The sequence below is a fragment of the Rhizobium sp. NXC24 genome, from assembly GCF_002944315.1.
Lineage (GTDB): Bacteria > Pseudomonadota > Alphaproteobacteria > Rhizobiales > Rhizobiaceae > Rhizobium.
Genome location: NZ_CP024311.1, coordinates 3,275,023 through 3,300,687 on the forward strand (window position 1 = coordinate 3,275,023; position 25,665 = coordinate 3,300,687).

The following is a 25,665-nucleotide window of genomic DNA, read 5'->3' on the forward strand; positions in this document are numbered from 1 at the left end:
ACACGCGTGCGGCTCAGCGCCATTGAAGGGACATCGATGCAAACAGCGCGAAGCATCTTGATGTGGATGGTGGTTTCGCTATGCGGGATCGTCCTGATCACATTGCCGGTCAACCTGCAGACTCAGCTCATCGCGAGCACCGCTGTCGTTGCCATCATGGCGATCATCAAGATCCTCAAGGCTCAGGGAACCTGGCGGCTGATTGCGCTCGCTTTCGGTACGTCGATCGTGCTGCGCTATGTCTATTGGCGCACGACCAACACCCTGCCACCCGTCAATCAGCCGGAAAATTTCATCCCTGGCCTGCTGCTCTATCTTGCAGAAATGTACAACGTCGCCATGCTGATGCTCAGCCTTTTCATCGTTGCGACGCCCCTGCCTCCACGCACCGCCCGCGCATCGAAGGTACAGCAATTTCCATCCGTCGACGTTTTCGTTCCGTCCTACAATGAGGACACAAAGCTTCTCGCCAACACACTCGCCTCCGCCAAGGCGATGGATTATCCGGCCGACAAACTCAAGGTTTGGCTGCTCGACGACGGCGGCACTTTACAGAAGCGCAATTCCACCAAACTTTTGGAATCGCAGACGGCAATTGCGCGTCACAACGAACTCAAGCAGCTTTGCGACGATCTCGATGTCGAATATCTGACGCGCGACCGCAATGAGCACGCCAAGGCCGGCAACCTCAACAACGGCTTGAAGCATTCGAGCGGCGACCTGATCGCCGTCTTCGATGCCGACCATGCGCCGGCCCGCGATTTCTTGCTCGAAACCGTCGGTTATTTCGAAGACGATCCGAAGCTCTTTCTCGTCCAAACGCCGCATTTCTTCATCAATCCCGATCCGCTGGAGCGCAATCTTAAGACTTTTGACAACATGCCGAGTGAGAACGAGATGTTCTACGGCATCATTCAGCGCGGTCTGGACAAGTGGAATGCCGCCTTTTTCTGCGGTTCGGCGGCTGTATTGAGCCGCACCGCACTGGAATCGCAAAAGGGCTTCAGCGGCATCAGCATCACCGAGGACTGCGAAACGGCATTGGCCCTTCATGGCAGCGGCTGGAACAGCATCTATGTCGACAAGCCGCTGATTGCCGGTCTGCAGCCCGCGACGTTTGCAAGCTTCATCGGCCAGCGCAGCCGCTGGGCTCAGGGCATGATGCAAATCCTGCGCTTCCGCTTCCCGCTGCTGAAGCGAGGCCTCTCGTTGCCGCAACGGCTTTGCTACATGTCGTCCACGCTTTTCTGGCTCTTTCCCTTTCCTCGCACCATTTTCCTGTTCGCGCCGCTCTTTTATCTTTTCTTCGATCTCGAGATCTTCACGGCGTCCGGCGGCGAATTCCTCGCCTACACGCTTGCCTACATGCTCGTGAACCTCATGATGCAGAACTATCTCTACGGCTCCTTCCGCTGGCCGTGGATTTCGGAGCTCTATGAATATGTCCAGACGGTGCATTTGCTGCCCGCCGTCATCTCGGTCATGCTCAATCCGCGAAAACCGACGTTCAAGGTCACGGCCAAGGATGAGTCGATTTCTACCAGCCGTCTTTCCGAAATCAGCCGCCCCTTCTTCGTGATTTTCGCTGTGCAGATCCTCGCAGTCGCGGTAACGATATACCGCATCTATGCCGAACCCTATAAAGCGGATGTGACGCTCGTCGTCGGCGGATGGAATATGATCAACCTGGTCCTGTCCGGTTGTGCGCTTGGCGTTGTTTCAGAGCGTGGCGAGCGGTCGTCCTCGCGCCGCGTCAGGGTCAATCGTCGCAGCGAATTCGGCGTCAACGGCCGGTGGAATTCCGCCTCGATCGAGGACGTTTCCGTCCACGGCGCGCGATTGAATGTCTTCAACAAGGAGCTTGATCCGATCGTCGTGGGTGCGGAAGGGGTCCTCCGCTTTCAGCCATATAGCGGCGCGGAGATGGAAACGCTGCCGGTTGTCGTCCGCAACGTCCAGCGAACCGGTGAGATAACGACAATCGGCTGCCAATATGTTCCGAAAGGTGCCCTGGACCATCGTCTGATCGCGGATCTGGTGTTTGCAAACTCCGATCAATGGACGCAGTTCCAGCAGGCCCGCCGCCGCAATCCCGGTATCATTCGCGGAACCATATGGTTTGTGGGTCTGTCGCTTTATCAGACAAGCCGCGGTTTACTTTATCTTTTCCGCAGCATGCGATCCGAAAGCGAGGCGGAGCAGCAAGGGGTAAAGGCGAGCAATTGATGAAGAGCGTCCTTTCAGCGCTGATTTTCCTGCTTGGCGCCACGATCGCCCATGCTCAGACGGCGCCTTTCGACATGTCCGGTGAACGGCCGAAGGGTGCGAAGCCGATCATGCCGGAAACATTGATGCCGCGGGTCACTGCACCGCAAACGACCACCCCGCAGGTGACGAGTCCAAAGGTGGTCACTCCGCAAGCGGCAGTTCCGCAAGTAGCGGCTCCGCAGGCGACCGCACCCAAAACAAGCACGCCACAGGTCGCGCCTGTCCTACCGGCGCAAAATGTTCCGGTGGTGAAGCAGGCGGCAGCAACGCCGGCGGCCGCTGATTTCCGGCGGTATGTCGTGCCGTTCACAGACTTCCGACTGCAAGGCGAATATGATCGGAAATCGTGGTCGATTTTCCTCACTCCCGAACAGGCCGCCGCTCCGGCCAAGTTCAATTTCGCCTATCAGAATGCGGTCGTCGTTGCCCCCGAGGCTTCGCAACTGACCATCTTTCTCAACAATCGCCCTATCGGCCAGCAGCAGATCGGCTCGCCGGATAGCGCCTCCTCGATAAGTTTCGACATCCCGCGCGGTCTGCTGCAGCCGGGCGCCAATCTGGTGACCTTTGAAGCGACACAACGTCATCGCACCGATTGCAACATCCAATCAACCTACGAGCTTTGGTCCGATATCGATCCGGCAAAGACCTATCTAAGCTTTAGCGAACAGGATGCACAAAGACTGTCGAGCACGGATGCAATCCGCGCAATCGGTGTCGATGGTGCCGGCAAAACCGAATTCAACCTCGTCGTGCCGGCTCTGGCGCAACCGGGCACTACAAAACCGCTGATGCGGCTGGCCCAGGGCCTTTCGCTGCTGAGCGGAATGCCAAATGAGACTTTCTCTTTCAGCACGGACACGCTACCTCCGCCCGGTCCCGGAAAGATGACGGTGCTCGTTGGGACGCCCGCCGAGCTGCAGCCTTTGTTTTCGGCACCGGCGGCAGCACAGACCGCCGCACTGGCAACTTTCGTCAAGGATCCGCGCACGGGCTCGACGATCCTTCTCGTCAGCGGGCCGTCCTGGCAGGCGGTTTCCGGCGCCATCGATACCATCGTCTCGCCGACCGACAGAGATCCGACCGTCCGCAGGGATATCTTGGTCACCCAGCGCTGGACCGCGCCGGATGCACCATTCCTGTTTTCGGACACGAGCCTCTCATTCTCGCAATTGGGCATCGACACGACGGAATTTTCGGGCCGCCGCTTCCACACCAGCTTCAATGTGGCAATCCCGTCGGACTTCTATGCCAATGCTTATGGCGAAGCGACCATCCTTCTTGACGCCGCCTATGCGAAGAACGTTCTGCCGGGAAGCCATGTCGACGTTTATGTCAATGGAAGCATCGCGACGACGAAGCCGATTACTGCGACAGGCGGCGGCATTTTCAGGCATCTGCCCATTCGCGTGACGATGCGCCATTTCAAACCTGGTCTCAATACGGTGACGCTGGAAGCGATGTTGCTGACCAACGAGGACCAAGCCTGCGCGCCCGGCACGACCTCCAACACGACGCCACGTTTCGCACTGTTCGATACAAGCCAATTTCATATGCCGGATTTCGCCAGGGTCGCCCAGCGTCCGAATCTGGCAGCACTGGCAGGCACGAGCTATCCTTACAATCGTGGTCTCGCGCCGGTCGCCCTCTTCATCGACCGTGCCGATCCCGACACCGTATCCGCAACGGCAACATTGCTGGGACAAATGGCGGTTGTTGCAGGACATCCAATCGATGTGGATCTTATCGCCTCGCCGAGCGGCGTTGGAAACCGCGATGCGATCTTCGTCGGCTCGATTTCGCAGATGCCGACGACGACGTTGTCGCAGATGAATATCGCGACGGCCAGCCAAGCATCCTGGCGTCCCCCCACAGCCGGGCAAAATGGCCAATCGGAAACGACTGTCACATTCGACGAATGGCGCTCCAGAATCGGCGGCGGCGCATTGCAGCGCCAAATTTCGCTGTTTCAGGATTGGATGCGCCGCAATTTTGATATCTCGCTCAGTTCACTACAATTCATTCCCAGTGCCGAGCGTGTCTTCACGCCCTCGAATCTCAACAGCTTCATGATTGCGCAGGGAGCGAGCGCCACGGGCGAATCCTCTTGGACGATCGTCACCGCGCCTTCGGCAAAGGACTTGAGAGCCGGAGTCGAAGCCATGACATCCCAGGCCGATTGGCCGCAGATTGCCGGTCATATCACCGTTTATTCCAGCAAGACCGGAAAGGTCGACACGGTACCCGTCAGCCGCTTCGACTTCGTCATGACTCAGCCCTGGTCGTTTACCAACTACCGCCTGATTGCCGCGAACTGGCTTTCGACCAATATTCTGTCCTACGCATTCCTGCTTATCATCCTCTTCTTGCTGCTCGGCGTCGCGACGTCCGGAATCCTCGCAAAGATCGGCAGGCGCGGATGAGGCGCTGGCAAACCATGGTCGTTGCCGGCGGCGTCGCTCTTTTGACGATGTGCCAGCCACTTGCGGCGCAACGCGCTGCAATCGATCCCCAGGCATGGGCCGCCTACAAGGCGAAATTCCTCGATGCAAGCGGCCGCATCGTCGACAACGGAAACGACAATATCAGCCACAGCGAGGGACAAGGCTACGGCTTGTTGCTTGCCTATCTTTCGAACAGTCCCGCCGATTTCGAGCAAATATGGTATTTCACGCGAACCGAGCTGCTGCTGCGCGACGATGGTCTCGCCGCCTGGAAATGGGACCCGGCCGTCACTCCACACGTCACGGACACGAACAATGCCTCCGACGGCGACATACTGATTGCTTACGCCCTGGCGCTGGCGGGATCGGCATGGAACAAGAAGGACTATCTGGAGGCGGCAGCGACGATAGCGCAGGCGCTTCTATCGCATGCCGTGGTCCACGCAGGCGGACGAACACTGCTTCTCCCGGGCATCAAAGGCTATGCGGCCTCGGAACGCGATGACGGGCCGGTCGTCAATCCCTCCTACTGGGTTTATGAGGCCATTCCCGTCATGGCTTTGCTGGCACCATCGGACGAATGGCAAAAGCTTGCGGACGACGGCCTGTCCCTGCTGCAGTCGATACAGTTGGGACCGCGAAAATTGCCGGCCGACTGGGTGAGCCTGCGCGCCAAGCCGAAACCCGCTGACGGTTTCGACGCCGAATTCGGTTACAATGCGATTCGCATCCCGCTTTACCTTGTGCGGGCGGGGATTTCCGACAAGGCGCTGTTGACGCGGCTGCAGGCGGGCATGACGGTCGAAGGCGATGAACCAGCCACGATCGATCTGGAAACTGGCAAGCCAAAACAGCCACTTACGGACCCCGGTTATCGAATTGTTAACGATGTTGTGGCGTGTGTAACAAGCGGGGCGAAGTTGCCCGCTTCGGTTCGGCAATTCGTGCCGTCACTCTACTATCCGTCGACCCTTCAATTGTTGGGTCTGGCTTTCGTTGAGGAGAAACATCCGGAGTGTTTATGAAATCCTCCCTACTTACGGTTTCGGCGGCAGTCGTGGTGGCGGGATTGGTCATCGCGACGAAAGGCCGTGGGAACCTCGAAGAGGGATTGGGGCTGGCCGCGCAAAATCGTCAGGACAGCCAAGTTTCCCAGACCGGAAGCATCAAGCCGGTCGATATGGCCTTCAACTCCCCGCCGCTGGATATGAAAACCGTCTCCGATCGTATCCAGGCGACAGCACCTTCCGCAGTTCTGTCCGATACTTCGCCCCCTGTCCAAGCGGCATCCGACACACCGGACGCCGTTGCGCAAGCGACGCCTCAATCAGCCACACCGCCGCCCAAAGTCGACGAAAGCGCACTTCGCTATTTCGCAAGCCACGGCGACAAGGCGAGGCTTCAGGCAGAAATTTCCCGACTTCAGGCGCTTTATCCGGATTGGGTGCCGCCAGCCGATCCGCTGGCCATCCCGCAAAACAGCGACAAGCAGCTCGAAGCCATGTGGCAGCTCTATTCCGAAGGGCGCTATGCCGAGCTGCGCAAGGCCATCGCGGATCGCCAGGCGGCGGAAACCGGCTGGCAACCGCCCGCCGACTTGCTGGAACGTCTGGATGTTGCCGAAGCGCGGGCGCGTCTGGTCAACGCCTCCGATCTCAAACAATATGCAACCGTGGTCGACATCGGCGCCAACACGCCAAGCCTGCTTACTTGCAGTGACATCGACATTTTATGGCGTGTCGCAGAGGCTTTCATCAAGACCAACAGGTCTACCCGCGGCCAGGACGCTTACGTCTACATCCTGAAGAATTGCGTCAATCCTCAGGAGAGGCTCGCAACCGTTCAAAAGGCGTCGGCACTGCAGCCCTATCAGCCCATGCAGGATCTTCTTGCTCTGGAGAAACCCGACGGCAATGGCGGGCGGGAATTTGACAGCATCCGCACGGACCTTGCGCGGCGCTTCGTCGCCGAGGGCAATGATGATCCGAAACTGTCCGTGGCGCCGGACTATATTTCTCAAGTGGAACGTGCGGCTGAGACCCAGGGTCTCGCGTCCGACGCCCTGCTGCTCGGTTGGTATCATCTGCGCCACCAAAACAATGGCGAAGCGGAAAAATGGTTTCGCATGGCCCGCGCAAAGGATGATTCCGCTTCGGCATCGCAGGGATTGGCCTTGATCCTGATCGACGATCATAAGCCGCAGGAAGCCGAAGACGTCATGTACAGATGGCGGAACGAGTCCAAGGATGCGACAGCAACCTATCTCGCGGCCACAGCCAATCTGATGGCGCTGCAACCGCCAGCCAATCTCAGCGAAGACGTGCTGAGCCGCATGGCCGCCGAAGTCATCGAGCAAAAATACGTGCCGACTGCACAGGAATTCGGCTGGTATGCGCGTTCACTGAACCAACCGCAAACCGCGATACGCTGGTTCGAGACCGCATTGCGCTGGAAACCCGACGATGAGCCGTCCGCCTATGGCCTGGCCATCACCCGCAATCAGTTGAATGACCGGCAGGGTGTCGCTGAAATTCAACGGCTATGGGCGGGCCGTTCGGAGCGCATCGCCAGGCTCGGCGAGGTCACGCCTCAAGCGCCCATAGGCTATGCACCGCTGCCTTCACCAAATCAAACCACGCCGCAAATGGGGGCTGCTCCAACCAACGCACAGCCGCTCGCAACCCCTGCGCCGTCCGAAACCAATGTCAACACACGCCAGCGCACGACAGCGCGCGTGGTATATAGCGGGCCTGAGACACAAGTCACGACGGTTCGCCGCGGCGCCCGCGGACTGCGAGGTTGCTCCGCGACGATCAATGCCCAGCGCCTCGATCCGGCGGATGCTTTGAACCGCGGCTGGTGCCTCATGGACCTCAACCGCCCGATGGAGGCGATCGAAGCCTTCGAGGTCGCGTTGAATAGCCCCGCCGGCAAGGCGCGCGAAGACGCGGCCTATGGGCAAAGCCTCGCCTATCTGCGCGTGGGGCTCGCCAACAATGCGGCTGTTGCTGCAGCCAAGGCTCCTCTCAGCCGCCAGCGTGCTGCCGAATTGCAGGTTGCCATCCTCGCCGATCGCGCGCTTACGGCATTTTCCGGCAAACGCTATCAGGAAACCCTGATCTATCTCGATCAACGCGCGCAACTGCAGCAGGAACGCGTCGATCTCATGGTTCTGCGCGGCTACTGCTATCTCAATCTCAAAATGTACGACGATGCCGAGCGCATATTCACCGCCGTGGCTGCGACCGGCAACAAGGACGGAAATCGCGGGCTTAACGATCTGAGGCTCGCCACGCATGCGAAGCCCGGAGACTGATTTTGGCAGCACAAGTTTGGCCAAACGATAGAGGGGTTCAGCATTTCCGTGGAAAGCTGAACCCCTCCTGTTTGCCTCGTCGGTTCAGTCTGCGGTCAAAGCAGCTTCAACAGCGCTTGAGCGGCAGCCGTTGATGATGCCGGATTCTGACCGGTTACCAGCCTGCCATCGGTGATGGCAAAGCTCTGCCAGTCGGCGACCTTCTCATACCTGCCGCCAAGGCGCTTCAGTTCATCCTCCACGAGGAAAGGAACAACGGAGGTAAGATGGACTGCCTCCTCTTCGCTGTTCGCAAACCCCGTGACGCGCTTGCCCTTGACCAGAGGCTGCCCCTGATATTGTACGTGATGGAGGACTCCGGGTGCGTGGCAGACGGCGGCAACCGGCTTGCCCGAATTGTAAAAATCCTCGATCAGGGAAATGGATTTCCTGTCTTCCGCCAGATCCCACATGGGACCGTGACCGCCGGGATAAAAAACGGTATCGAAGTCGGCAGCGTTGACGGTCGCGAGCTTTACGGTATTGGCCAGCACGGCTTGCGCGTCCTTATCGGACTTAAAGCGTGTCATCGCTGGAGTTTGATTTTCAGGCTCGTCGCTTTTGGGATCGATCGGCGGCTGTCCACCCTTGGGGGATGCGACCGTGATCTCAGCCCCGGCGTCCTTGAAGACGTAATAAGGGGCCGCAAACTCTTCCAGCCAGAAGCCGGTCTTTCTTCCCGTATTGCCAAGCTGATCATGGGAGGTCAGCACAATCAAAATCTTGCTCATCGGCATTACTCCTGAATTGGATTTTACCGGACACCCCAGCATTCCGCCGGCGTGCGAAAGCATGCGTAATATGCATCGGTTCGATATGTCGACAGCCGCCGGAACTGTAGAATCATCAAGACGGCCAACTGCGAAAGGACGGCCACGAGCGTCGATCTCGGCCGGATTCTGATGTCACCGCCAGGCACGGGTTTCTACCGCCTTGCCCGACAAGCACCTGCACTTTACCAAGCAAAGCGCTTCCGTGCTTCCTGAAAATTCAGATTCTTGCGCTCAAGAGACATTGAGACGGGCGACACAGAGAGCGTCGCCCGTCATCTCAGCCGTTGTTGCCATCAACCATCCGCCGTCAACGATGCAAGCCTGAAGCTCAGGCTTTTGCCGCCGCTGCGGCGCGCTGCTTTCGATATTGGACCGTCGGAAGGCCGCCCCAGCCCCAATTGTCCAGATCCACCTCCTCGATCACCACATAGGTGGATTCCAGAGGTTTGTTCAGCACATCAAGCAACACTTGGCTGACACCGGCAATGATGGCGGCTTTCTCTTCCGCGGTGACCGAATTCCGGTCGGGGTTCGTTCCCTCACGAGTAACCTGTACGGTAACGATCGGCATGACTGTTTCCTTTCAAGATTTGGATTCGAGGACTTAATTGCCTTGGCGCTGCAATTTCACCAGCGGCCAGCGTTTTGGCCGCCATCGACGTGGAGGATTTCACCGGTTACAAAATTCGCCGTCTCAAGATAGAGAACCGCATCGACGATATCGCGGATCTCGCCCATCCGGCCGACGGGATGAAGACTCGAAAGCGCCTCGTGCGTTTCCGGCGCATGCATCGGCGTTTTGATGATCCCTGGCGATACCGCGTTCACGCGGACGCCGGTTTTCGCGAATTCTATCGCCAGTTCCTGAGTGACCGAGTTGAGGCCGCCCTTGGTCAAGGAGGCGAGCGCTGCCGGCACGCCGGCGATCGGCTGATTGACTATGCTCGTGGTGATGTTGACGATATGGCCCGAGCGTTGCTTCAGCATCTCCGCAGCAACGCGCTGCGTGATGTGAAAGAAGCCGGCGACGTTCACGCTCATGTTATGATCGAAGTCCTGCTGAGTGAACTCGATGAACGGCTTGGCAAGGAAGACGCCGGCGTTGTTGACCAGCGTATCGATGCGGCCGAAGTGCTCAAGTGCTTCGCGAACTACCCGTTCCGCGGTTTCCGGGTCGGCGATATCGCCAGCCACGGTATGTACACCTGCGTCAGAGTTGGCCTTGATCGACCGGGAGGTTGCGACGACACGATAGTTGCGATCACGGTAGGCTCGAACGAGCCCCTCGCCGATCCCTTGCGAGGCTCCGGTGATGATGGCGACCTTCTGTTGACTGCTCATGATGTGTGCATCCTTTTCAAGTGCAGCGGCCGGGGTTTCGGGCCGCCCAACGCCGTCGGCGTCGGTGCTATTGATTTAGATGCATCCGTCATTCGGGAGAATTGCCGACCTTTGACAGACACTCCTCCGTATATCGGCACAATCAAGGCAAAGAGCCTGCTTCCGTCGCTATGCGATTGAGCTCGACGCGCAGACGAGGGACGGCGTGATCGACAAAGGCGCGAACCTTTGGCACGGACATGCGGCCCGGTGGCGCGAGCAAATGGACCGGAAGCGCGGGATGCTCGGCGTCGGGGAGCACAATCTTGAGCCGGCCGTCCCGGACATATTCTGCGACGTGATAGGAATAAAGCCGCGTCAATCCAATGCCGGCTACCGCCGATGCCGCCGCGGCGCGAACGCTGTTGACGATATACCGAGGCGTGAAATGAACCGTCCGCGGAACTGGCGATCCTTTCGCCGGCGTGAAGCTCCAGGAATCGAGGCCGAAATTGCTGAAGGCCACGATCTGATGTTTAGCGAGATCGGACGGCTCGACGATATCCGGATTGCCGGCAAGATAGCGTGGAGATGCGACGACGACGCGCCTCACATCGCCGCCGATGCGGGTCGAGATATGAGACGAATCCGTCAAATTGCCGATGCGGAGCGCAAGATCGACGCCCTCGTCGACAAGATTGACGAAGCGATCCAGCATCAGAAACCGAACGGAGACGCTGGGGTGAAGCTCGAGGAAATCATCCAGAATCGGCCTCAGCACCTCTTCGCCAAGGATTGGCGGCGCCGAGATGGTCAGAGTGCCGCGCGGTGACGAACGCTCGCCTCCCGCCACCATGTCGGCTTCCTCCAGCTCGACGAGTACCCGCCGGCATGCGGCCACATAGCGTTGACCGGCCTCGCTCAGCTTGAGCGTGCGAGTTGTCCGATGGAGCAGCTCGACGCCGACATGGGCCTCCAGCGAACTCAGGGCCCTACTGATCGCGGTCGGCGATCGTTTCAGCTTGCGCGCCGCGCCGGCAAGGCTGCCCTCGTCGATCGCCGTGACGAAGACCCTCATTGCGTCGATCCGATCCATTCTAAGGCTCCGCGGAATTGTGGTTCGTGACGGACACTTTTCGTCGGATTTTCGCCTGGCGTAAATATGCACCTTCCGGAGCGCCCGAAAGCAATCCAAAGTATCGGCGACGCCATCGTACCGACCCGCATCGCCCGTGCCTGGGTCGAGCTGATGATGGCGCGGGTGTTCGATGGAAAAAGTGTTTTCGGCCAAACTCAGAACGGCGTTTGGTCCCATTCAAACCCAGAGAAGATCAGCGGCCGGTTCCATCGAAGCGGAACCGACCGCTTCGGCGCTCTTCTTTTGGATCGGCGGAGGTGAGGCTATTCGACCGAATTGAACTTCTTTACCTGGAGGAAGTTCACGGCCGAACCGCTGAAGCGTTCCGGATCGATCGATGCCGTCTGCACCTTGAAGCCTTCGGTATAGACGGCGGTCGGCTGCGCGCGCAGCGTCGGGCTGACGAAGCGCGGTGCCTTGACCGGGCGGTTGACGATTTCGACACGGGCATTGGCGATCGCCCACTGCGAAATCATCTTCTCGGTCAGCTTCGGCTCGGTGGTCACGGTCGCACGGCCGGCATCGGCCACTGCGGCATCCTGCCTATTCGGCCGGCCGCCCTTGGTCGCGATACCGGCAGCAATCGGACGCTCCTGCGACAGCGCCGGTTCGAAGCTATCATTGAAGCGGCCACTGCTGACCTTGATCTCATTGGTGGTCGGCGCAAGTGCCGCGACCTGCATCGGCATCTGCTGTCCCGGCCGCTTCTGCGGCGAGACCGCAGCGATCGCCCGGACGGCGTCACTGTCGCCAACGGCATTGGCCGGCGCCGCGGTATCCGCAGCAGTCTTCACCGGCATCTCATCCTTGGATGCGGCATTGTTGGCGGCCACATTGACCGGAACATCAGCATTAACCGGAACGCCAGCATTTACATCCGCTTGATCGACGCGATGCTGTTCGAGAGCTGCCACGATCGACGGCGAGAGCGTGCCTTCATCGGCCGCATCATCGATCGCGTCCGGATCGGCATCGGCGGAAGCAAGCAGGTTTTCGGCGATTTCCGGACGCTCAACCGGAACCGGCACGCCCGCGGTCTGGTCTGACTCTGCCGAAGCTAGCTCGGCATCACCGGGCGAACGACGGTCAAGTAGCGACGGAACCGGAACGTGATAGGTGCGAAGATCCGCATATTGCTGCTGGTCGTTCGCATCCGGCATGGCTGCGGCAAGCGCATCCTGAGCGGCGTTATGCGGCGGCGACATCAGAGCCGAAGCCACTTCGCTGCCCGCCGGCTGATTGCCGAAGGCTGGCCGAACCTGCGGAACGGGCGCGTTTATGCTTGCAACCTGGGTTTCGGGCTGGCTGTCATCGCCGCCGTCATCCGTCGCCGCAGGAGCGGATTGGCCCTTCTTGGCAACGACCGTGGTCGGCGCTGCCGTTGCCGGTGCGCCTTCATCCGCATTGTCCTCTTCCTCGTCGGCACCGCCGCCAAACAGTCTGGCGAAGAAGCCACGACGCGGAGACGAAGCACTGGCGATCTGGATATCGTCGGAAGACATGCGGCGCTTATAGTCGGCAACCGCTTCCTGATAGCCCGGCAACGGCCGACCGTCGGCCGGAATATGCATCGTCTTGCCATCGGGGAAGAGACGGACGAGATCCTGGCGATCCATGCGCGGCCAGGCGCGCACGCCGCCGACGTCCATGTGAACGAAGGGCGAGCCGGATGTCGGATAATAGCCGACGCCGCCGACCTGCAGCTTCATGCCGATCTCGCGCAGCTTGGTGAGCTTGACGTCCGGAATATAGAAATCCATCGCGTTGCCGAGCATATGCTGGCTCTTCTTCGCGACGCCCGTATGGGCCGAACGCGTGCGCAGCATCTCGTTGGTTCCCGGCGAGCGGAAGCCGCAGACGACATAGATGAATTCATGCGAACCGCTTTCGCGGTAGACTTCCCAGATCAGGTCGAACAAGCGCGGGTTCATCTTGGTCGGCTGGTTTTTACGCCAGTCGCGCAGGATGCGGTTCAGTTTCTCCAAACCGTCCGGATCGAATTTTCCATTGCGCTTGTAGGTGATAACAGCCTTTTCGCCTGTATGGACGTAATAGATCTTGAGGCTGCGGGTTTCGCCGCCTGCCTGGGAGGGGGTTCCAACGAAAACCGGAGTGGAAACAGCCATCGCAAGAAGACCAACGGCTACGACCTTGGCCACCTTACGAAATATCTCAGAGCACGCAAAGAGCCTGCTCAAGCTATTAAGCTTGGTATTTCCAATCAGATTCGGCAATTCGATCCCCGTCCGACAGACAATGTCGCATCGTGTTCCAAATGGCTGTCAATTGCGGTGACACGATGGCAAAAATGCCACACATGGTCGCCCTCTTCATACATGGTGAACGATGCACTAACAAGTGCTTTACGACAGGTAACAAAATATGCTTGCCTAAACGTTAATATACGCTCAGGCCGCATGTTTCTGCGGGTCATCCGGGTCTATTCCATAGTCCTTCAACTTGCGATAGAGAGTCGACCGCCCGATTCCGAGCTTCCTTGCCACTTGACTCATTTGTCCTCGATAGAATTTGAGAGCGAATCGAATGAGCTCTTCCTCAACATCTGCGAGCTTTCTGACGTCACCGGATGGGTCCGTACTGACGATGACATTGTCTGCCGCCGAAACAGACGGTGTTTCGACGACCGATAGCGGCGGGGTTGTAACCGCATCCGAGGAACTGACACGCATCCCGCGCTCAAACCTCTCGCCGGTCTCCACGCCGATGCTGAAAGCCTCGGAATTATCCACAACTAAGGTCGGATGCTCGGCAGTGAAATAGCCGGGCAACTGTGCCGCAATCTGCGGAAAATCGGCTTCGACCAATTCCGAACCCTCGGACAGCACGACAGCGCGGAAGATCGCGTTTTCGAGCTGGCGAATATTGCCCGGCCAGTCATAGGCCGTCAGCAACGCCAAGGCGCCCGGACTGATCGAAAGCGAATGGCCGAGTTTCTGTTCGAGCGCAAATCGGTCGGCAAAGGCACGAGCAAGATACGGAATATCTTCCTTGCGACGACGCAGCGCCGGCATGGTGATTGGGAAAACGTTGAGGCGATAGTAGAGGTCTTCACGGAACCGGCCGGCCTTCACCTCCTCGATCAGGTCCTTGTTGGTGGCCGAGATCAGCCGGACATTGACCTTCTGCGCAACGCGGGCGCCGACCGTCTCGATCTCCCCTTGCTGTACAGCGCGCAGGAGCTTGACCTGCACCTCCAGCGGCAGATCGCCGACTTCGTCGAGGAACAGCGTGCCGCCGTCCGCCTCCATAAACTTGCCGACATGCCGCTCGGCAGCGCCCGTGAAGGCGCCCTTCTCATGGCCGAAGAGAATGCTCTCCACGAGGTTGTGCGGAATGGCACCGCAGTTGACCGTCACGAAGGGCTTGCCAGCGCGGTCGCTGGCGGCCTGGATGGCACGCGCCACCAGCTCCTTGCCGACGCCGGATTCGCCCTCGAGCACCACGGGGATGTTCGATTGCGCTGCTCGCTGGGCAAGATCGATCACCCGCATCATCGCCGGACTTGCAGAAACGATGTCGTCGAAACTGATCGCGCTGGTGCGCGACCTGCGTCCGGCGCGAGCCCTGGCCTCGCGTTGATCGAGCTTCAGCGCATTGGCGATCGAAGCCGCTATCCGCTCCGGCGATACCGGTTTGACGACGAAATCGAAGGCGCCGGCCCGCATGGCCTGCACCACGGTCTCGATACCGCCCTGCCCGGTCTGCACGATGACGGGCACCTCGGTGCCCATATCGCGCAGTGCGCTCAGAAACTCGATGCCGTTCATCTCCGGCATCATGAGATCGAGTACGATCACATTGATCTGATCGCTGTTGCGCTTCAGTATCTCAAGGCCAAAACGGCCATTCTCCGCCAGATGAGCAACGTGTCCGTGCCGCTCGATAGCGTTTTTCAGCAGACGGCGTTGAATCGGATCATCCTCAACAACGAGAATCTGCGCGCCCCCCTTGGCGCTATTAAATACGGTCATTGGTGCCTCACTTCATGCGAAACCTGATGAGGACCTTCGCAGAAAGGCTTGAACACGAAGTTTTGCCAAAGCATCGTATTTTAATCATTATGACGAATGTAACGGTGCCTATGAATTCGGTTGTCCGATCTCGAGGAAATCGCCCTTGCCGCGGCCTTTTCAGCCGAATAGACACGGAGAGACCGGACTGTTCCGCAAAGAAAAGCAGAGGAAATACCGCCCATGAGCCCGACCTCGCTCCATTCATCCTTTAATTTTTCCACCGGCCCGGCGGCCGCCGCAACCAATCCCGCCCTCGGCGATCTGCCCGCCTGGAAGCTCAGCGACCTCTATCCGTCCGCCACCTCCACCGCCTTTGTCAGTGATATGGAAAAGGCCGGAAAGGCGGCGATCGCGTTTGAGGAAAAGTGGAAAGGCAAACTTGCGGACGCTGCCACCAAGACCGGTGACGCCGGCATCGGTGCAGCGCTGAAGGACTATGAAGCCCTGGACGATATCATGGGCCGCCTCGGCTCCTTCGCCGGCCTTACCTATTTCTCCAACACCAGCGATCCGGCCAACGGCAAGCTCTACGGCGACGTGCAGGCGCGGCTGACCGACTATTCCGCCCATCTGCTGTTCTTTCCGCTGGAACTCAATCGCATCGACGATGCCGTGATGGACGCCTGCATGGCAAACGACCCAGCCGCCGGCCATTACCGTCCCTGGATCGTCGACCTGCGCAAGGACAAGCCCTACCAGCTCGAGGACAAGCTGGAGCAGCTATTCCTGGAAAAATCCATGACCAGCGCCGCCGCCTTCAATCGCCTGTTCGACGAGACCATGGCGGAGTTGCGCTTCGAGGTGGACGGCGAGAAGCTGCCGCTGGAAGTCACGTTGAACATGCTTCAGGAGAAAGACCCCGAGCTGCGCCGCAAGGCGGCAATGGCGCTCGCCGAGACCTTCAAGGCCAATTTGCGCGTCTTCACGCTGATCACCAATACGCTTGCCAAGGATAAGGACATCGCCGACCGCTGGCGCGGTTTCGAGGATATCGCCGACAGCCGACATCTGGCCAACCGCGTCGAGCGCGAGGTGGTCGATGCATTGGCCGCCGCCGTGCGCGACGCCTATCCTCGCCTGTCGCATCGCTATTATCAGATGAAGGCGAAGTGGCTCGGCATGGAACAGATGAATTTCTGGGACCGCAACGCGCCGCTGCCCGAGACCTCCAACGCGCTGATCCCCTGGACCGAGGCGAAGCAGACCGTTCTCTCCGCCTATGGCGATTTCGCACCGGAAATGGCTGATATCGCCAAGCGTTTCTTCGATGAGGAATGGATCGATGCGCCGGTGCGTCCCGGCAAGGCGCCGGGCGCCTTCGCGCATCCGACCGTTCCTTCCGCACATCCCTATGTGCTCGTCAACTATATGGGCAAGCCGCGCGATGTCATGACGCTGGCGCACGAGCTCGGCCATGGCGTGCATCAGGTGCTTGCCGGCGGCCAAGGCGCGCTGATGTGCCAGACGCCGCTGACCTTGGCCGAAACCGCCTCAGTCTTCGGCGAAATGTTGACCTTCCGCGCCTTGCTCGACAAGACCACCGACAAGCGCGAGCGCAAGGCGATGCTCGCGCAGAAAGTCGAGGACATGATCAATACGGTCGTCCGCCAGATCGCCTTCTACGAATTCGAACGTAAGGTTCACACCGCGCGCAAGAACGGCGAGCTGACTTCAGACGATATCGGCGAGCTGTGGCTCTCCGTCCAGTCGGAAAGCCTCGGGCCGGCGATCAAGATCTCAGAGGGCTACGAGACCTATTGGGCCTATATCCCCCACTTCATCCACTCGCCTTTCTACGTCTATGCCTATGCCTTCGGGGACTGCCTGGTGAATTCGCTCTATGCCGTCTATCAGAATGCCGAAGAGGGCTTCCAGGCGAAATATTTCGAGCTGCTGAAGGCCGGCGGCACCAAGCATCATTCCGAACTCCTGAAACCCTTCGGCCTCGACGCCACCGATCCGTCGTTCTGGAGCAAGGGACTGTCGATGATCGAAGGGCTCATCGATGAGCTGGAGGCGCTTGATAAGAGTGCTTGATGCACACTGATAAAGAATCGCACGTGGCCGATACGCAACCCTACGTCCTCTTCCGGGACGACAGCACAGGACAGGTGATGCTCTTCGCCGAACCGGCGGAGATCATCACAGCTCGAACACGTGCGGAATTCTTCAACGCCCTTGATCGGGTGCAAAAGGCAAGGGCCGGGGGAAAGTGGCTGGCGGGCTATATGGCCTATGAGGCCGGTCACCTCTTCGAGGAAAAGCTTGCGCCTTTCGCTGAAGAAAACCGCGAGACGCCGCTGCTCTCTTTCGGCGTTTTCGACGCTCCGGCGGCGGATGGCCATGCCCTCGCCCAGCCGTTGCAACGCCTTGAAAACGAGGCGTTTCTGACCGACGCCACAGCCGGGTGGGACTTCCCTATATATAAAGAGAGATTCGACCGGCTGCATTGGCATTTGCGCCGGGGCGATTGCTACCAGGCAAACCTGACCATGCCCATCACGGCCCGTTGGAATGGCGACGCCCGCGCCGCCTTCTGGTCGCTGATCGAGCTTCAGCCGGTAAAATATGGCGCGCTGGTCGATCTCGGCGGCCCGATCATCCTGTCGCGCTCGCCCGAACTCTTCTTCCGGACCGACGACGACGGCTGGATCGAGACGCATCCGATGAAGGGCACAGCCAAGCGCGGCGCCGACGCCGTCGAGGATGCCGAGATCATCGACGCCATGCTGGCCGACGAGAAGACGCAGGCCGAGAACCGCATGATCGTCGACCTCCTGCGCAACGACATCTCACGCATCACCGAAGTCGGCACGCTCGACGTGCCGAAACTCTTCGAGATCGAGACCTATCCGACTGTGCATCAGATGGTCAGCCATGTGCAGGCGAAGCTACTCCCTAACATGACCATTCGCGATATCTTCGCAGCGCTCTTCCCCTGCGGCTCGATCACCGGCGCGCCGAAAATGCGGGCGATGGAAATTCTGCACGAACTCGAAGATGGCCCGCGCGACGCCTATTGCGGGGCGATCGGCATGATTTCACCATCCGGCGCCATGCGCTTTTCCGTGGCGATCCGCACCATCACGCTGTTCGATGACGGCCGTGCCGTCTTCAATGTCGGCGGCGGCATCGTTTTCGATTCGACGGCGGAGGCGGAATATGAAGAATGCCTGTTGAAGGCGCGCTTCGCCGTGGGGGATCGATGGATCAAGCGCTAGAGGATTTTTCGCTGATCGAGACGTTGCGCTACGAGCCGCAGACGGGCTTCGTGCGCCTGCGCCTCCATCTTGCCCGACTGCAACGGTCCGCCCGCCGATTGGGTTTTCCCGCGCCGAAGGATGCGCTGGCGAAACTCGATGCTGCCGTTGCGGATGCGAACGCTCCATTGCGGGTGCGCCTGACATTCGATCGCACCGGGCAGACGGACGTTACGACTGCCGCCTTCACGCCCCTTGCTCCCGATACCGTCTGGCGCGTCCGCATTGCCAAAACCCGTCTTGATTCTGCCGACAAGCTGCTGCGCATCAAAACCACCCTTCGGTCCGTCTATGAGGCTGCCCGCGCCGAATATTCGTCGGCAGAGGCGGACGAAGTGCTGTTGCTCAATGAAAAGGACGAGGTCTGCGAGGGCACCATTACCTCGATCTTCCTCGACGAGGGTTCCGGACCGTTGCGAACGCCGCCGATCTCTTCCGGCCTGCTCGCCGGCGTGTTGCGCACCGAACTCATCTGCCAGCGCAAAGCCCGAGTCGGTCGGATAAGGCTGGACGATCTGGAAAAAGGTGCGCTTTATGTCGGGAACTCCCTGCGCGGGCTGATCCGCGCACAACTCATATGGAATTGACGCAATGTTCATCCTCTCGCTGACCTATCTCAAGGGCAATGACGAAGCCGACAAGCACATGGAGCCGCATATGGCCTGGGTGAAGGAAGGCTATGCGAAGGGCTGGTTTCTCGCGTCCGGCCGCAAGGTGCCGCGCACTGGCGGTATCATCTTTGCCCGCGGCGATCGCGCCGAACTGGAAGCCTATGTCGCAACCGATCCCTTCACCATCCACGGCGTTGCCGCCTATGACGTCGCGGAAATCGCCCTAACGACCGTCAGGGAAGGATTGGAGGCCCTGAAGGTCTGATTTGAAACGGGAAGGGTTCGCCCATGCTGTCCGTCGCCGCGATGGATGATTTCAGTCGACATCTGAAAGAATTGGAAGAACGGCTTTTCGATCCGGCGATGCGCACATCGAAACAGGCGTTGGCGGACCTGTTGTCTGCCGAGTTTCGCGAGATCGGCAGTTCGGGCGCTCTCTATACGTTCCACGACATCGTCGATCGGCTTGTCGAGGGTGAGCCCGACGGTATTTGGCAAACGCTGACCGACTTCGAATTGAAGATGCTCTCCGGTACGCTCGCGCTGGCGACCTATCGTGCGGCTCGCCGTTATCCGGATGGTCGTGAGGTCAGAACGCTTCGCAGCTCGATCTGGCGGCTGGAGGCGAAGGAGCGCTGGCGAATGCTCTTCCATCAGGGAACGCTGACGCAGTAAGCTCCATCCATGACCTTGTTGACCTACACACCCTATGACGGCTCCACAAAACCCTTCACGATCGGCCTGATGCCGCTCGATCCGGCACGATGGATCGAGCCGGACGCCGATCTCGGGCGCTATCTCGATGAAAAGCAAAGGCTTCTTTACGACCGCCGCAATGATGTTTTCGTTTCCGAAGCCGGTTCGAAACATGCGCAGCGGGAATGTCTTGACCTCCTGACGACCTATCTTTGCGAACAGCATCCGGCAATCTATCGCCGCGACGGCGATACCATCTCCGCCGCCGGTCACTCGATCGATCTTGCCGATCCCGGCCTGCCGCCGCTCCTGAAGGCCGGTTCGCTCGTTGCCGACGATCTCGTCATCATGCGGCGCAAGGAGAATGGCTGGCATCTCGTCGCCGGCCATGTCGCCTTCCCCTCCTCCTGGTCGCTTCAGGAAAAATTCGGCCGGCCGATGCAGGCGATTCATGGAGACGTGCCCGGCTTTGGCGAGGGCACCCGCAATGCTGTCCTCATCAACCGCATCTTCGACAATCTGCAGGTGGCGCAGCCTGTCGAGCGGATGAACTGGTCGGTGAGCACGACGAAGGAGCTGTCTCTCCGGACGTCGAAGCATAGCCGTCCGCCGGCCGCCACGCCTCCCACGCTTGAGACCCGCTTCGCCCGCGTCGAGCGCCAGACGCTGCGCAAGCTGCCGGTATCGGGCGATATCCTCTTTACCATCCGCGTTTATGTCGACCCGATCGCCGCGATCGCGAACCATCCCAAAGCTTCGGAACTGGCATTGAGTTTTGCCGCGCAATTGGATGCTTTGGATGAGCAGCAGACGGCCTATAAGGGCCTCACGCACCAGAAAAGCGAGCTGGCGAGACAATTGCGAGCGCTTGCGGACGTTGCTTCACCGGCTTGACATTTGCCCGATAAGCCGGGACGGCTCTTTATTGTGACATCAATTTATGGTTAGAGCCGTTCACCTCGCATTTTCGCGCACATATTGATTGAATTTCACAGGCCGAACGGCGTCCTGCCCTTCGAAGGAGACAAGAATGACGGAACAGAACTATCCGGTATATGCCGAAATTACCGGTCCGATCGTAATGATCGGCTTTGGCTCCATCGGCCGCGGCACCTTGCCCCTGATCGAACGCCATTTCAAATTCGACAAAAGCCGGATGGTCGTCATCGACCCGCAATTGGACGCCGACCACAAGGCGATCCTGGAAAAGCATGGCGTCCGCTATATCGAGGAATATGTCACCAAGGACAATTACAAGGACCTCTTGAAGCCCCTCCTGACGGAAGGCGGCGGCCAGGGCTTCTGCGTCAACCTCTCGGTCGACACCTCTTCGCTCGACCTGATCAAGCTGTGCCGCAAGCTCGACGTGCTCTATGTCGATACCGTCGTCGAGCCCTGGCTCGGCTTCTATTTCGACAAGAACATGAAAAACGCCGACCGCACCAACTACGCGCTGCGTGAAACCGTGCGCAAAGAAAAGGCAAAGAACCCCGGTGGTGCGACGGCTGTTTCCACCTGCGGCGCAAACCCGGGCATGGTTTCCTGGTTCGTCAAGCAGGCGCTCGTCAATCTCGCCAACGATATCGGCATCAAGTTCGACGAGCCGGATCAGCATGACCGCGAAGGCTGGGCAAAGCTGATGAAGAAGGTCGGCGTCAAGGGCATCCACATCGCCGAGCGTGACACTCAGCGCACCAAGCATCCGAAGCCGCTGAACGTATTCTGGAACACCTGGTCCGTCGAAGGCTTCATCTCCGAAGGCATGCAGCCGGCTGAACTCGGCTGGGGCACCCATGAAGCGTGGATGCCGAAGAACGCCAAGAAGCACAAGAAGGGCTGCCAGGCCGCCATCTATCTCGAGCAGCCGGGCGCCAACACCCGCGTTCGTACCTGGTGCCCGACCCCCGGCCCGCAATACGGCTTCCTCGTCACGCACAATGAGTCAATCTCGATCGCCGATTTCTTCACGGTCCGCGACAAGGATGGCGACGTCACCTTCCGCCCAACCTGCCACTACGCCTATCATCCGGCCAACGACGCCGTGCTGTCGCTGCACGAAATGTTCGGCAACGGCGGCACGGCGCAGCCGGTCCATCACGTTCTGGACGAGGACGAGCTTGAGGACGGCATCGACGAACTCGGCGTGCTGCTCTATGGCCACGACAAGAACGCCTATTGGTACGGTTCGCGTCTGTCGCTCGAAGAGACCCGCCGCATCGCTCCTTACCAGAATGCAACCGGCCTGCAGGTAACCTCCGCCGTGCTCGCCGGCATGGTCTGGGCCCTGGAAAATCCGACCGCCGGCATCGTCGAAGCTGACGAGATCGACTACAAGCGCTGCCTCGAAGTGCAGTTGCCGTATCTCGGTCCGGTTGAAGGCCACTACACCGACTGGACTCCGCTTGACGGCCGTCCGGGCCTGTTCCCTGAAGACATCGACACCAAGGATCCTTGGCAGTTCAAGAACATCCTGGTTCGCTGATCGACGGATCATCCGAACAGTCAGAAATTCAAATGCCCGCACTGGTCGTGCGGGCATTTTTGTTACGCTCGCCGGATAAATCGACCTGACGGGTTCTGAAGCCTTGCTTTCAACAGATGGCCACGGCATGGTTTCCCGCAACCAACATGACATTAGTCCGCCTTCAATCGCGGGAGACATTTATGAAGATCAGAACCAGCATTGCCCTTCTCGCCGCCGCAGCAGCCTTGTCCGCCTGCGTCGATTTCGGCGGATCGAGGCCTCCGCCGGCCATGCGCGCCAGCGTCCAGCCGCAGACAGGGGTAGAAGGCAACTGGAGCGATGCAAACGGCCTCATTTCGACCTTCCAGGCCGGCACATTCACGACCCACACCACCGACAGCAATTCGGTTCTGGCCTCCGGCACCTATACCAGCGTTTCTCCCAGCCTGATCGAGATCAACATGACCTCGCTGGTGCGAAAGACTCAGTCCAAGATCAACTGCGCCATGATCAGCCCCGCCCAGCTCAATTGCACGTCCGATGCCGGGAAACAGTTTTCCCTCAATCGCCGATAGGGCTGAAACGGGCGCCGCGGACGGATAGATCGCCATGCGCAGATTGGTGCTCTATCTCGTTTTGGTCGCCGCATTGCCGGTCGCTATCCTGGCGGCGGCTTTGCCTGCCAACAGCTATAAGGCACAAGGCATCGCGGCGCTCGATTGTGACGGACCGATAAGCGTCTTCATCATCGCCCTGCCTGCTTTACTGATCTATGGCGCCGGCACGATCCTGCTTTACCGCGATGGCAGCCGGCGCTTTCATCGCATCGCGGCACTTTGCTGCCTGCTTCTCACCCTTGCCATCGGCTGGAATGTCCTCGCCGCCCTGCGGGAATCCTATGGCGATGCCTCCATTGAGGCTTGCGCCTGATACAGCGGCTTCTTTTCCGTTGATTTGCAAAATCCTAATAAAGCCAACAGCTTTTGCTTGCGCTCTTTTCGCCGGGATGGAAAGATTCGGCCCGGGGGTACCGCTACGGGACATGGCGGGCCGGATATGGTGAGTAACAGGAGAGAGAGATGACGAAGCCCTTGGGTATGGGTCTTTTGGCCGTTGCGGCCTTGGCGCTCAGCGCCAGCACCGCTTTCGCGGATTACCAGCTCAACATTCTGCACTTCAACGATTTCCATTCGCGCGTGGAACCGATCAACAAGTTCGACGCCACCTGCTCTGCCGCCGAAGAAAGCAAGAATGAATGCTTCGGCGGCGCAGCGCGGCTGAAGACCGCGATCGACCAGCGTCGCGCCGCACTTGCCGGCCAAAATGTCCTGCTGCTCGATGCCGGCGACAATTTTCAGGGTTCGCTTTTCTACACGACCTACAAGGGAGCTGCCGAGGTCGAATTCCTCAACGATATGAAGATCGACGCCATGACCGTCGGCAACCATGAATTCGATGACGGCGAAGGCCCGCTCGCAGCCTTCCTCGACAAGGCGCAATTCCCCGTGGTCACCGCCAATCTGGTCATCGACGGCGAATCGAAAATCGGCGACCGCATCAAGAAATCGATCGTGCTCGATATTGGCGGCCAGAAGATCGGCATCGTCGGCGCGGTCACGACCGAGACGCCGGAGCTCTCCTCCCCCGGCCCACACGTCAAGATCACCGACGATGCGGCCGCCATCAGTGCCGAAGTGGACGCGCTGAAGTCGCAGGGCGTCAACAAGATCATCGCGCTTACCCATGTCGGCTATCCGCGCGACGTCGCCCAGATCGCCAGAATCGCCGGCGTGGATGTCGTCGTCGGCGGTCATTCGCACACGCTGCTGTCGAATACGGACCCGAAAGCCGCTGGCCCCTATCCGACCATGGTCGACAACCCTGCAGGTTATAAAGTCCCGGTCGTTCAGGCCGCCTCCTACAGCAAATATCTCGGCGATATCGTCATCACCTTCGATGACAACGGCGTCGTCAAGGAAGCCAAGGGCGATCCGATCCTGCTCGATTCTTCGATCAAACAGGACCCCGCCATTGCCGCCCGTGTCCAGGAGATGGCCAAGCCGATCGAGGAACTGCGCCATAAGGTCATTGGCGCCACGCAGGCCCCGATCGAAGGCGCACGTGAGATTTGCCGCGTTCAGGAATGCTCCATGGGCGATCTCGTCGCCGACGCTATGCTGGACCGCACAAAAAATCAGAACATCGCCATCGCCATCCAGAACGGCGGCGGCCTGCGCGCCTCGATCGGCGCCGGTGACGTCACCATGGGTGACGTGCTGACCGTGCTGCCGTTCCAAAACACCATCGCCACTTTCCAGTTGACGGGCGCTGATGTGAAGACGGCATTGGAAAACGGCCTCAGCCAGATCGACGATGGCGCCGGCCGCTTCCCGCAGGTCGCTGGCCTCAAATATACCTTCGATAAATCAAAGCCGCCCGGCAGCCGCGTCGTCTCCGTCGTTGTGCAGGAAGGCACGGAGTTCGTGCCGCTCGATCCCAACAAGACCTATGGCGTCGTCAGCAATAATTACATGCGCGCCGGCGGAGACGGTTACGTCGTCTTCGCGCAGAACGGCAAGAACGCCTATGACTTCGGCCCCGACCTCGAAGCAGTGGTCGCCGATTATCTGGCGTCGCATAATCCCTACAAGCCCTACACCGATGGCCGCATCGCACAGCTCGGCGGCACCGCAACCGTTGCCCAACCGGAGGCAGGCAAGCCGGCGGAGACGCAACAGGCAGCATCATCGGATCAGAAGCCCGTCCCGGCTGCGGCCGAAACCAGCGCAGCCCCCTCCACGACGGCTCCCGCTGCTTCGACGTCAACATCTCAGACGGCAGCACCCGCCGCGACGCCTCCGGCTACGACCACCACTCCGGAAACAGCAGCCCCAGCTACTACCGCTCCGGCAACCACGACCGCGCCCGCTGCGTCGACACCCAGCACCACCACACCTGCCACGTCAACACCTGAGACCACGGCCCCCGCCGCGACGCCTCCAACGACGACCGCTCCCGCAACAACAGCCCCAGCTACCACCGCTCCGGCGACGACCACAGCGCCCGAGACCACCACGCCTGCCACATCAACGCCGGAGACTCCCGCACCGGCACCCCAGGCAAGCGAGCCTCCGAAAACGCCGACCACCCATGTCATCGCCGCCGGCGACACACTCTGGGATCTCGCGAAGACCTACTACGGCGATGCCGGCGAATGGCGCAAACTCGTGGCCGCCAACCGCAATCTCAGAGCGCGCCACCTTACCATCGGCCGTGAATTGAAGATTCCGGCCAAGTAAGGA

General features: G+C 59.6%; 20 protein-coding genes. 14 read left to right on the forward strand and 6 right to left on the reverse strand.

From position 1 onward, the window contains the following. Positions 1–36 precede the first annotated feature (36 nt). The 4 genes from bcsA to NXC24_RS16210 are packed head-to-tail and all read left to right on the forward strand — an operon-like array spanning position 37 to position 8,028. Complete coding sequence (gene bcsA / locus NXC24_RS16195; RefSeq protein ID WP_104824229.1) at positions 37–2,226, forward strand: UDP-forming cellulose synthase catalytic subunit; 2,190 nt, start codon at positions 37–39, stop codon at positions 2,224–2,226. Then, the gene (locus tag NXC24_RS16200) at positions 2,226–4,691 is read left to right on the forward strand and encodes a cellulose biosynthesis cyclic di-GMP-binding regulatory protein BcsB (RefSeq protein ID WP_199773486.1); all 2,466 of its coding nucleotides are present in this window, start codon (positions 2,226–2,228) and stop codon (positions 4,689–4,691) included. Before bcsA ends, NXC24_RS16200 begins: the two co-directional genes overlap by 1 nt. Beyond that, on the forward strand, positions 4,688–5,737 hold the full coding sequence (locus NXC24_RS16205) for a glycosyl hydrolase family 8 (RefSeq protein ID WP_104824230.1): 1,050 nt from the start codon (positions 4,688–4,690) through the stop codon (positions 5,735–5,737). Before NXC24_RS16200 ends, NXC24_RS16205 begins: the two co-directional genes overlap by 4 nt. After that, positions 5,734–8,028 (forward strand): cellulose synthase, encoded by a 2,295-nt coding sequence (locus NXC24_RS16210; protein ID WP_104824231.1) that lies wholly within the window; start codon positions 5,734–5,736, stop codon positions 8,026–8,028. Before NXC24_RS16205 ends, NXC24_RS16210 begins: the two co-directional genes overlap by 4 nt. A gap of 95 nt (positions 8,029–8,123) precedes the next feature. Here the strand turns inward: NXC24_RS16210 and NXC24_RS16215 are convergent, their stop codons facing one another. The 6 genes from NXC24_RS16215 to NXC24_RS16245 all read right to left on the reverse strand — a co-directional run bounded on the left by NXC24_RS16215 (position 8,124) and on the right by NXC24_RS16245 (position 15,290). Further along, complete coding sequence (locus tag NXC24_RS16215) at positions 8,124–8,798, reverse strand: type 1 glutamine amidotransferase domain-containing protein (protein WP_104824232.1); 675 nt, start codon at positions 8,796–8,798, stop codon at positions 8,124–8,126. 370 nt (positions 8,799–9,168) lie between these two features. Continuing rightward, positions 9,169–9,411, reverse strand: coding sequence for a 4-oxalocrotonate tautomerase family protein (locus tag NXC24_RS16220; RefSeq protein WP_104824233.1), 243 nt, complete (start codon positions 9,409–9,411; stop codon positions 9,169–9,171). Between the two features lie 56 nt (positions 9,412–9,467). Beyond that, complete coding sequence (locus NXC24_RS16225) at positions 9,468–10,181, reverse strand: SDR family oxidoreductase (protein ID WP_104824234.1); 714 nt, start codon at positions 10,179–10,181, stop codon at positions 9,468–9,470. 142 nt (positions 10,182–10,323) lie between these two features. Further along, positions 10,324–11,256 carry a LysR family transcriptional regulator gene (locus NXC24_RS16230; RefSeq protein WP_104824235.1) on the reverse strand — a complete coding sequence of 311 codons (933 nt, stop codon included), beginning with the start codon at positions 11,254–11,256 and terminating at the stop codon, positions 10,324–10,326. Positions 11,257–11,561: 305 nt separating this feature from the next. Further along, entirely contained in the window at positions 11,562–13,532 is a 1,971-nt protein-coding gene (locus NXC24_RS16240; RefSeq protein ID WP_104824237.1) for a DUF882 domain-containing protein, read from the reverse strand. A gap of 174 nt (positions 13,533–13,706) precedes the next feature. Continuing rightward, complete coding sequence (locus NXC24_RS16245) at positions 13,707–15,290, reverse strand: sigma-54 dependent transcriptional regulator (RefSeq protein WP_104824238.1); 1,584 nt, start codon at positions 15,288–15,290, stop codon at positions 13,707–13,709. A 222-nt stretch (positions 15,291–15,512) separates the two neighbouring features. On the opposite strand from NXC24_RS16245, the gene NXC24_RS16250 reads away from it, so the two are divergent. The 10 genes from NXC24_RS16250 (at position 15,513) to NXC24_RS16295 (ending at position 25,662) form a co-directional block, all read left to right on the forward strand. Continuing rightward, the gene (locus NXC24_RS16250; RefSeq protein ID WP_104824239.1) at positions 15,513–17,369 is read left to right on the forward strand and encodes a M3 family oligoendopeptidase; all 1,857 of its coding nucleotides are present in this window, start codon (positions 15,513–15,515) and stop codon (positions 17,367–17,369) included. Positions 17,370–17,392: 23 nt separating this feature from the next. Continuing rightward, positions 17,393–18,553, forward strand: a complete 1,161-nt coding sequence (locus NXC24_RS16255) for an aminodeoxychorismate synthase component I (RefSeq protein ID WP_104825202.1) — start codon at positions 17,393–17,395, stop codon at positions 18,551–18,553. Further along, positions 18,538–19,179 (forward strand): aminotransferase class IV family protein, encoded by a 642-nt coding sequence (locus NXC24_RS16260; protein ID WP_104824240.1) that lies wholly within the window; start codon positions 18,538–18,540, stop codon positions 19,177–19,179. The genes NXC24_RS16255 and NXC24_RS16260 overlap by 16 nt, the downstream gene beginning before the upstream one ends. A 4-nt stretch (positions 19,180–19,183) precedes the next feature. Continuing rightward, on the forward strand, positions 19,184–19,468 hold the full coding sequence (locus tag NXC24_RS16265; RefSeq protein WP_104824241.1) for a YciI family protein: 285 nt from the start codon (positions 19,184–19,186) through the stop codon (positions 19,466–19,468). A gap of 41 nt (positions 19,469–19,509) precedes the next feature. Further along, complete coding sequence (locus NXC24_RS16270; protein WP_104825203.1) at positions 19,510–19,878, forward strand: DUF4440 domain-containing protein; 369 nt, start codon at positions 19,510–19,512, stop codon at positions 19,876–19,878. A gap of 9 nt (positions 19,879–19,887) precedes the next feature. Next, entirely contained in the window at positions 19,888–20,793 is a 906-nt protein-coding gene (locus NXC24_RS16275) for a DUF3445 domain-containing protein (RefSeq protein ID WP_104824242.1), read from the forward strand. A gap of 136 nt (positions 20,794–20,929) precedes the next feature. Continuing rightward, complete coding sequence (locus tag NXC24_RS16280) at positions 20,930–22,381, forward strand: homospermidine synthase (RefSeq protein WP_104824243.1); 1,452 nt, start codon at positions 20,930–20,932, stop codon at positions 22,379–22,381. Between the two features lie 182 nt (positions 22,382–22,563). Then, a complete protein-coding gene (omp10, locus tag NXC24_RS16285) occupies positions 22,564–22,938 on the forward strand; it encodes an outer membrane lipoprotein Omp10 (RefSeq protein ID WP_104824244.1) in 375 nt (124 codons plus the stop codon). 34 nt (positions 22,939–22,972) lie between these two features. Next, positions 22,973–23,293 carry a hypothetical protein gene (locus tag NXC24_RS16290; protein WP_104824245.1) on the forward strand — a complete coding sequence of 107 codons (321 nt, stop codon included), beginning with the start codon at positions 22,973–22,975 and terminating at the stop codon, positions 23,291–23,293. 149 nt (positions 23,294–23,442) lie between these two features. After that, positions 23,443–25,662 (forward strand): 5'-nucleotidase C-terminal domain-containing protein, encoded by a 2,220-nt coding sequence (locus tag NXC24_RS16295; protein WP_104824246.1) that lies wholly within the window; start codon positions 23,443–23,445, stop codon positions 25,660–25,662. Positions 25,663–25,665 lie beyond the last annotated feature (3 nt).

Excerpts from the sequence above, each read along its gene's own strand:
- NXC24_RS16265 (WP_104824241.1), top strand. The coding sequence starts at position 19,184 with ATGTTCATCCTCTCGCTGACCTATCTCAAGGGCAATGACGAAGCCGAC.
- NXC24_RS16200 (WP_199773486.1), top strand. The coding sequence starts at position 2,226 with ATGAAGAGCGTCCTTTCAGCGCTGATTTTCCTGCTTGGCGCCACGATC.
- NXC24_RS16295 (WP_104824246.1), top strand. The coding sequence starts at position 23,443 with ATGACGAAGCCCTTGGGTATGGGTCTTTTGGCCGTTGCGGCCTTGGCG.
- omp10 (WP_104824244.1), top strand. The coding sequence starts at position 22,564 with ATGAAGATCAGAACCAGCATTGCCCTTCTCGCCGCCGCAGCAGCCTTG.
- NXC24_RS16230 (WP_104824235.1), bottom strand. The coding sequence starts at position 11,256 with ATGGATCGGATCGACGCAATGAGGGTCTTCGTCACGGCGATCGACGAG.
- NXC24_RS16290 (WP_104824245.1), top strand. The coding sequence starts at position 22,973 with ATGCGCAGATTGGTGCTCTATCTCGTTTTGGTCGCCGCATTGCCGGTC.
- NXC24_RS16280 (WP_104824243.1), top strand. The coding sequence starts at position 20,930 with ATGACGGAACAGAACTATCCGGTATATGCCGAAATTACCGGTCCGATC.
- NXC24_RS16215 (WP_104824232.1), bottom strand. The coding sequence starts at position 8,798 with ATGAGCAAGATTTTGATTGTGCTGACCTCCCATGATCAGCTTGGCAAT.
- NXC24_RS16210 (WP_104824231.1), top strand. The coding sequence starts at position 5,734 with ATGAAATCCTCCCTACTTACGGTTTCGGCGGCAGTCGTGGTGGCGGGA.
- NXC24_RS16270 (WP_104825203.1), top strand. The coding sequence starts at position 19,510 with ATGGATGATTTCAGTCGACATCTGAAAGAATTGGAAGAACGGCTTTTC.
- NXC24_RS16275 (WP_104824242.1), top strand. The coding sequence starts at position 19,888 with ATGACCTTGTTGACCTACACACCCTATGACGGCTCCACAAAACCCTTC.
- NXC24_RS16225 (WP_104824234.1), bottom strand. The coding sequence starts at position 10,181 with ATGAGCAGTCAACAGAAGGTCGCCATCATCACCGGAGCCTCGCAAGGG.
- NXC24_RS16245 (WP_104824238.1), bottom strand. The coding sequence starts at position 15,290 with ATGACCGTATTTAATAGCGCCAAGGGGGGCGCGCAGATTCTCGTTGTT.
- NXC24_RS16250 (WP_104824239.1), top strand. The coding sequence starts at position 15,513 with ATGAGCCCGACCTCGCTCCATTCATCCTTTAATTTTTCCACCGGCCCG.
- bcsA (WP_104824229.1), top strand. The coding sequence starts at position 37 with ATGCAAACAGCGCGAAGCATCTTGATGTGGATGGTGGTTTCGCTATGC.
- NXC24_RS16205 (WP_104824230.1), top strand. The coding sequence starts at position 4,688 with ATGAGGCGCTGGCAAACCATGGTCGTTGCCGGCGGCGTCGCTCTTTTG.
- NXC24_RS16220 (WP_104824233.1), bottom strand. The coding sequence starts at position 9,411 with ATGCCGATCGTTACCGTACAGGTTACTCGTGAGGGAACGAACCCCGAC.
- NXC24_RS16260 (WP_104824240.1), top strand. The coding sequence starts at position 18,538 with ATGGATCAAGCGCTAGAGGATTTTTCGCTGATCGAGACGTTGCGCTAC.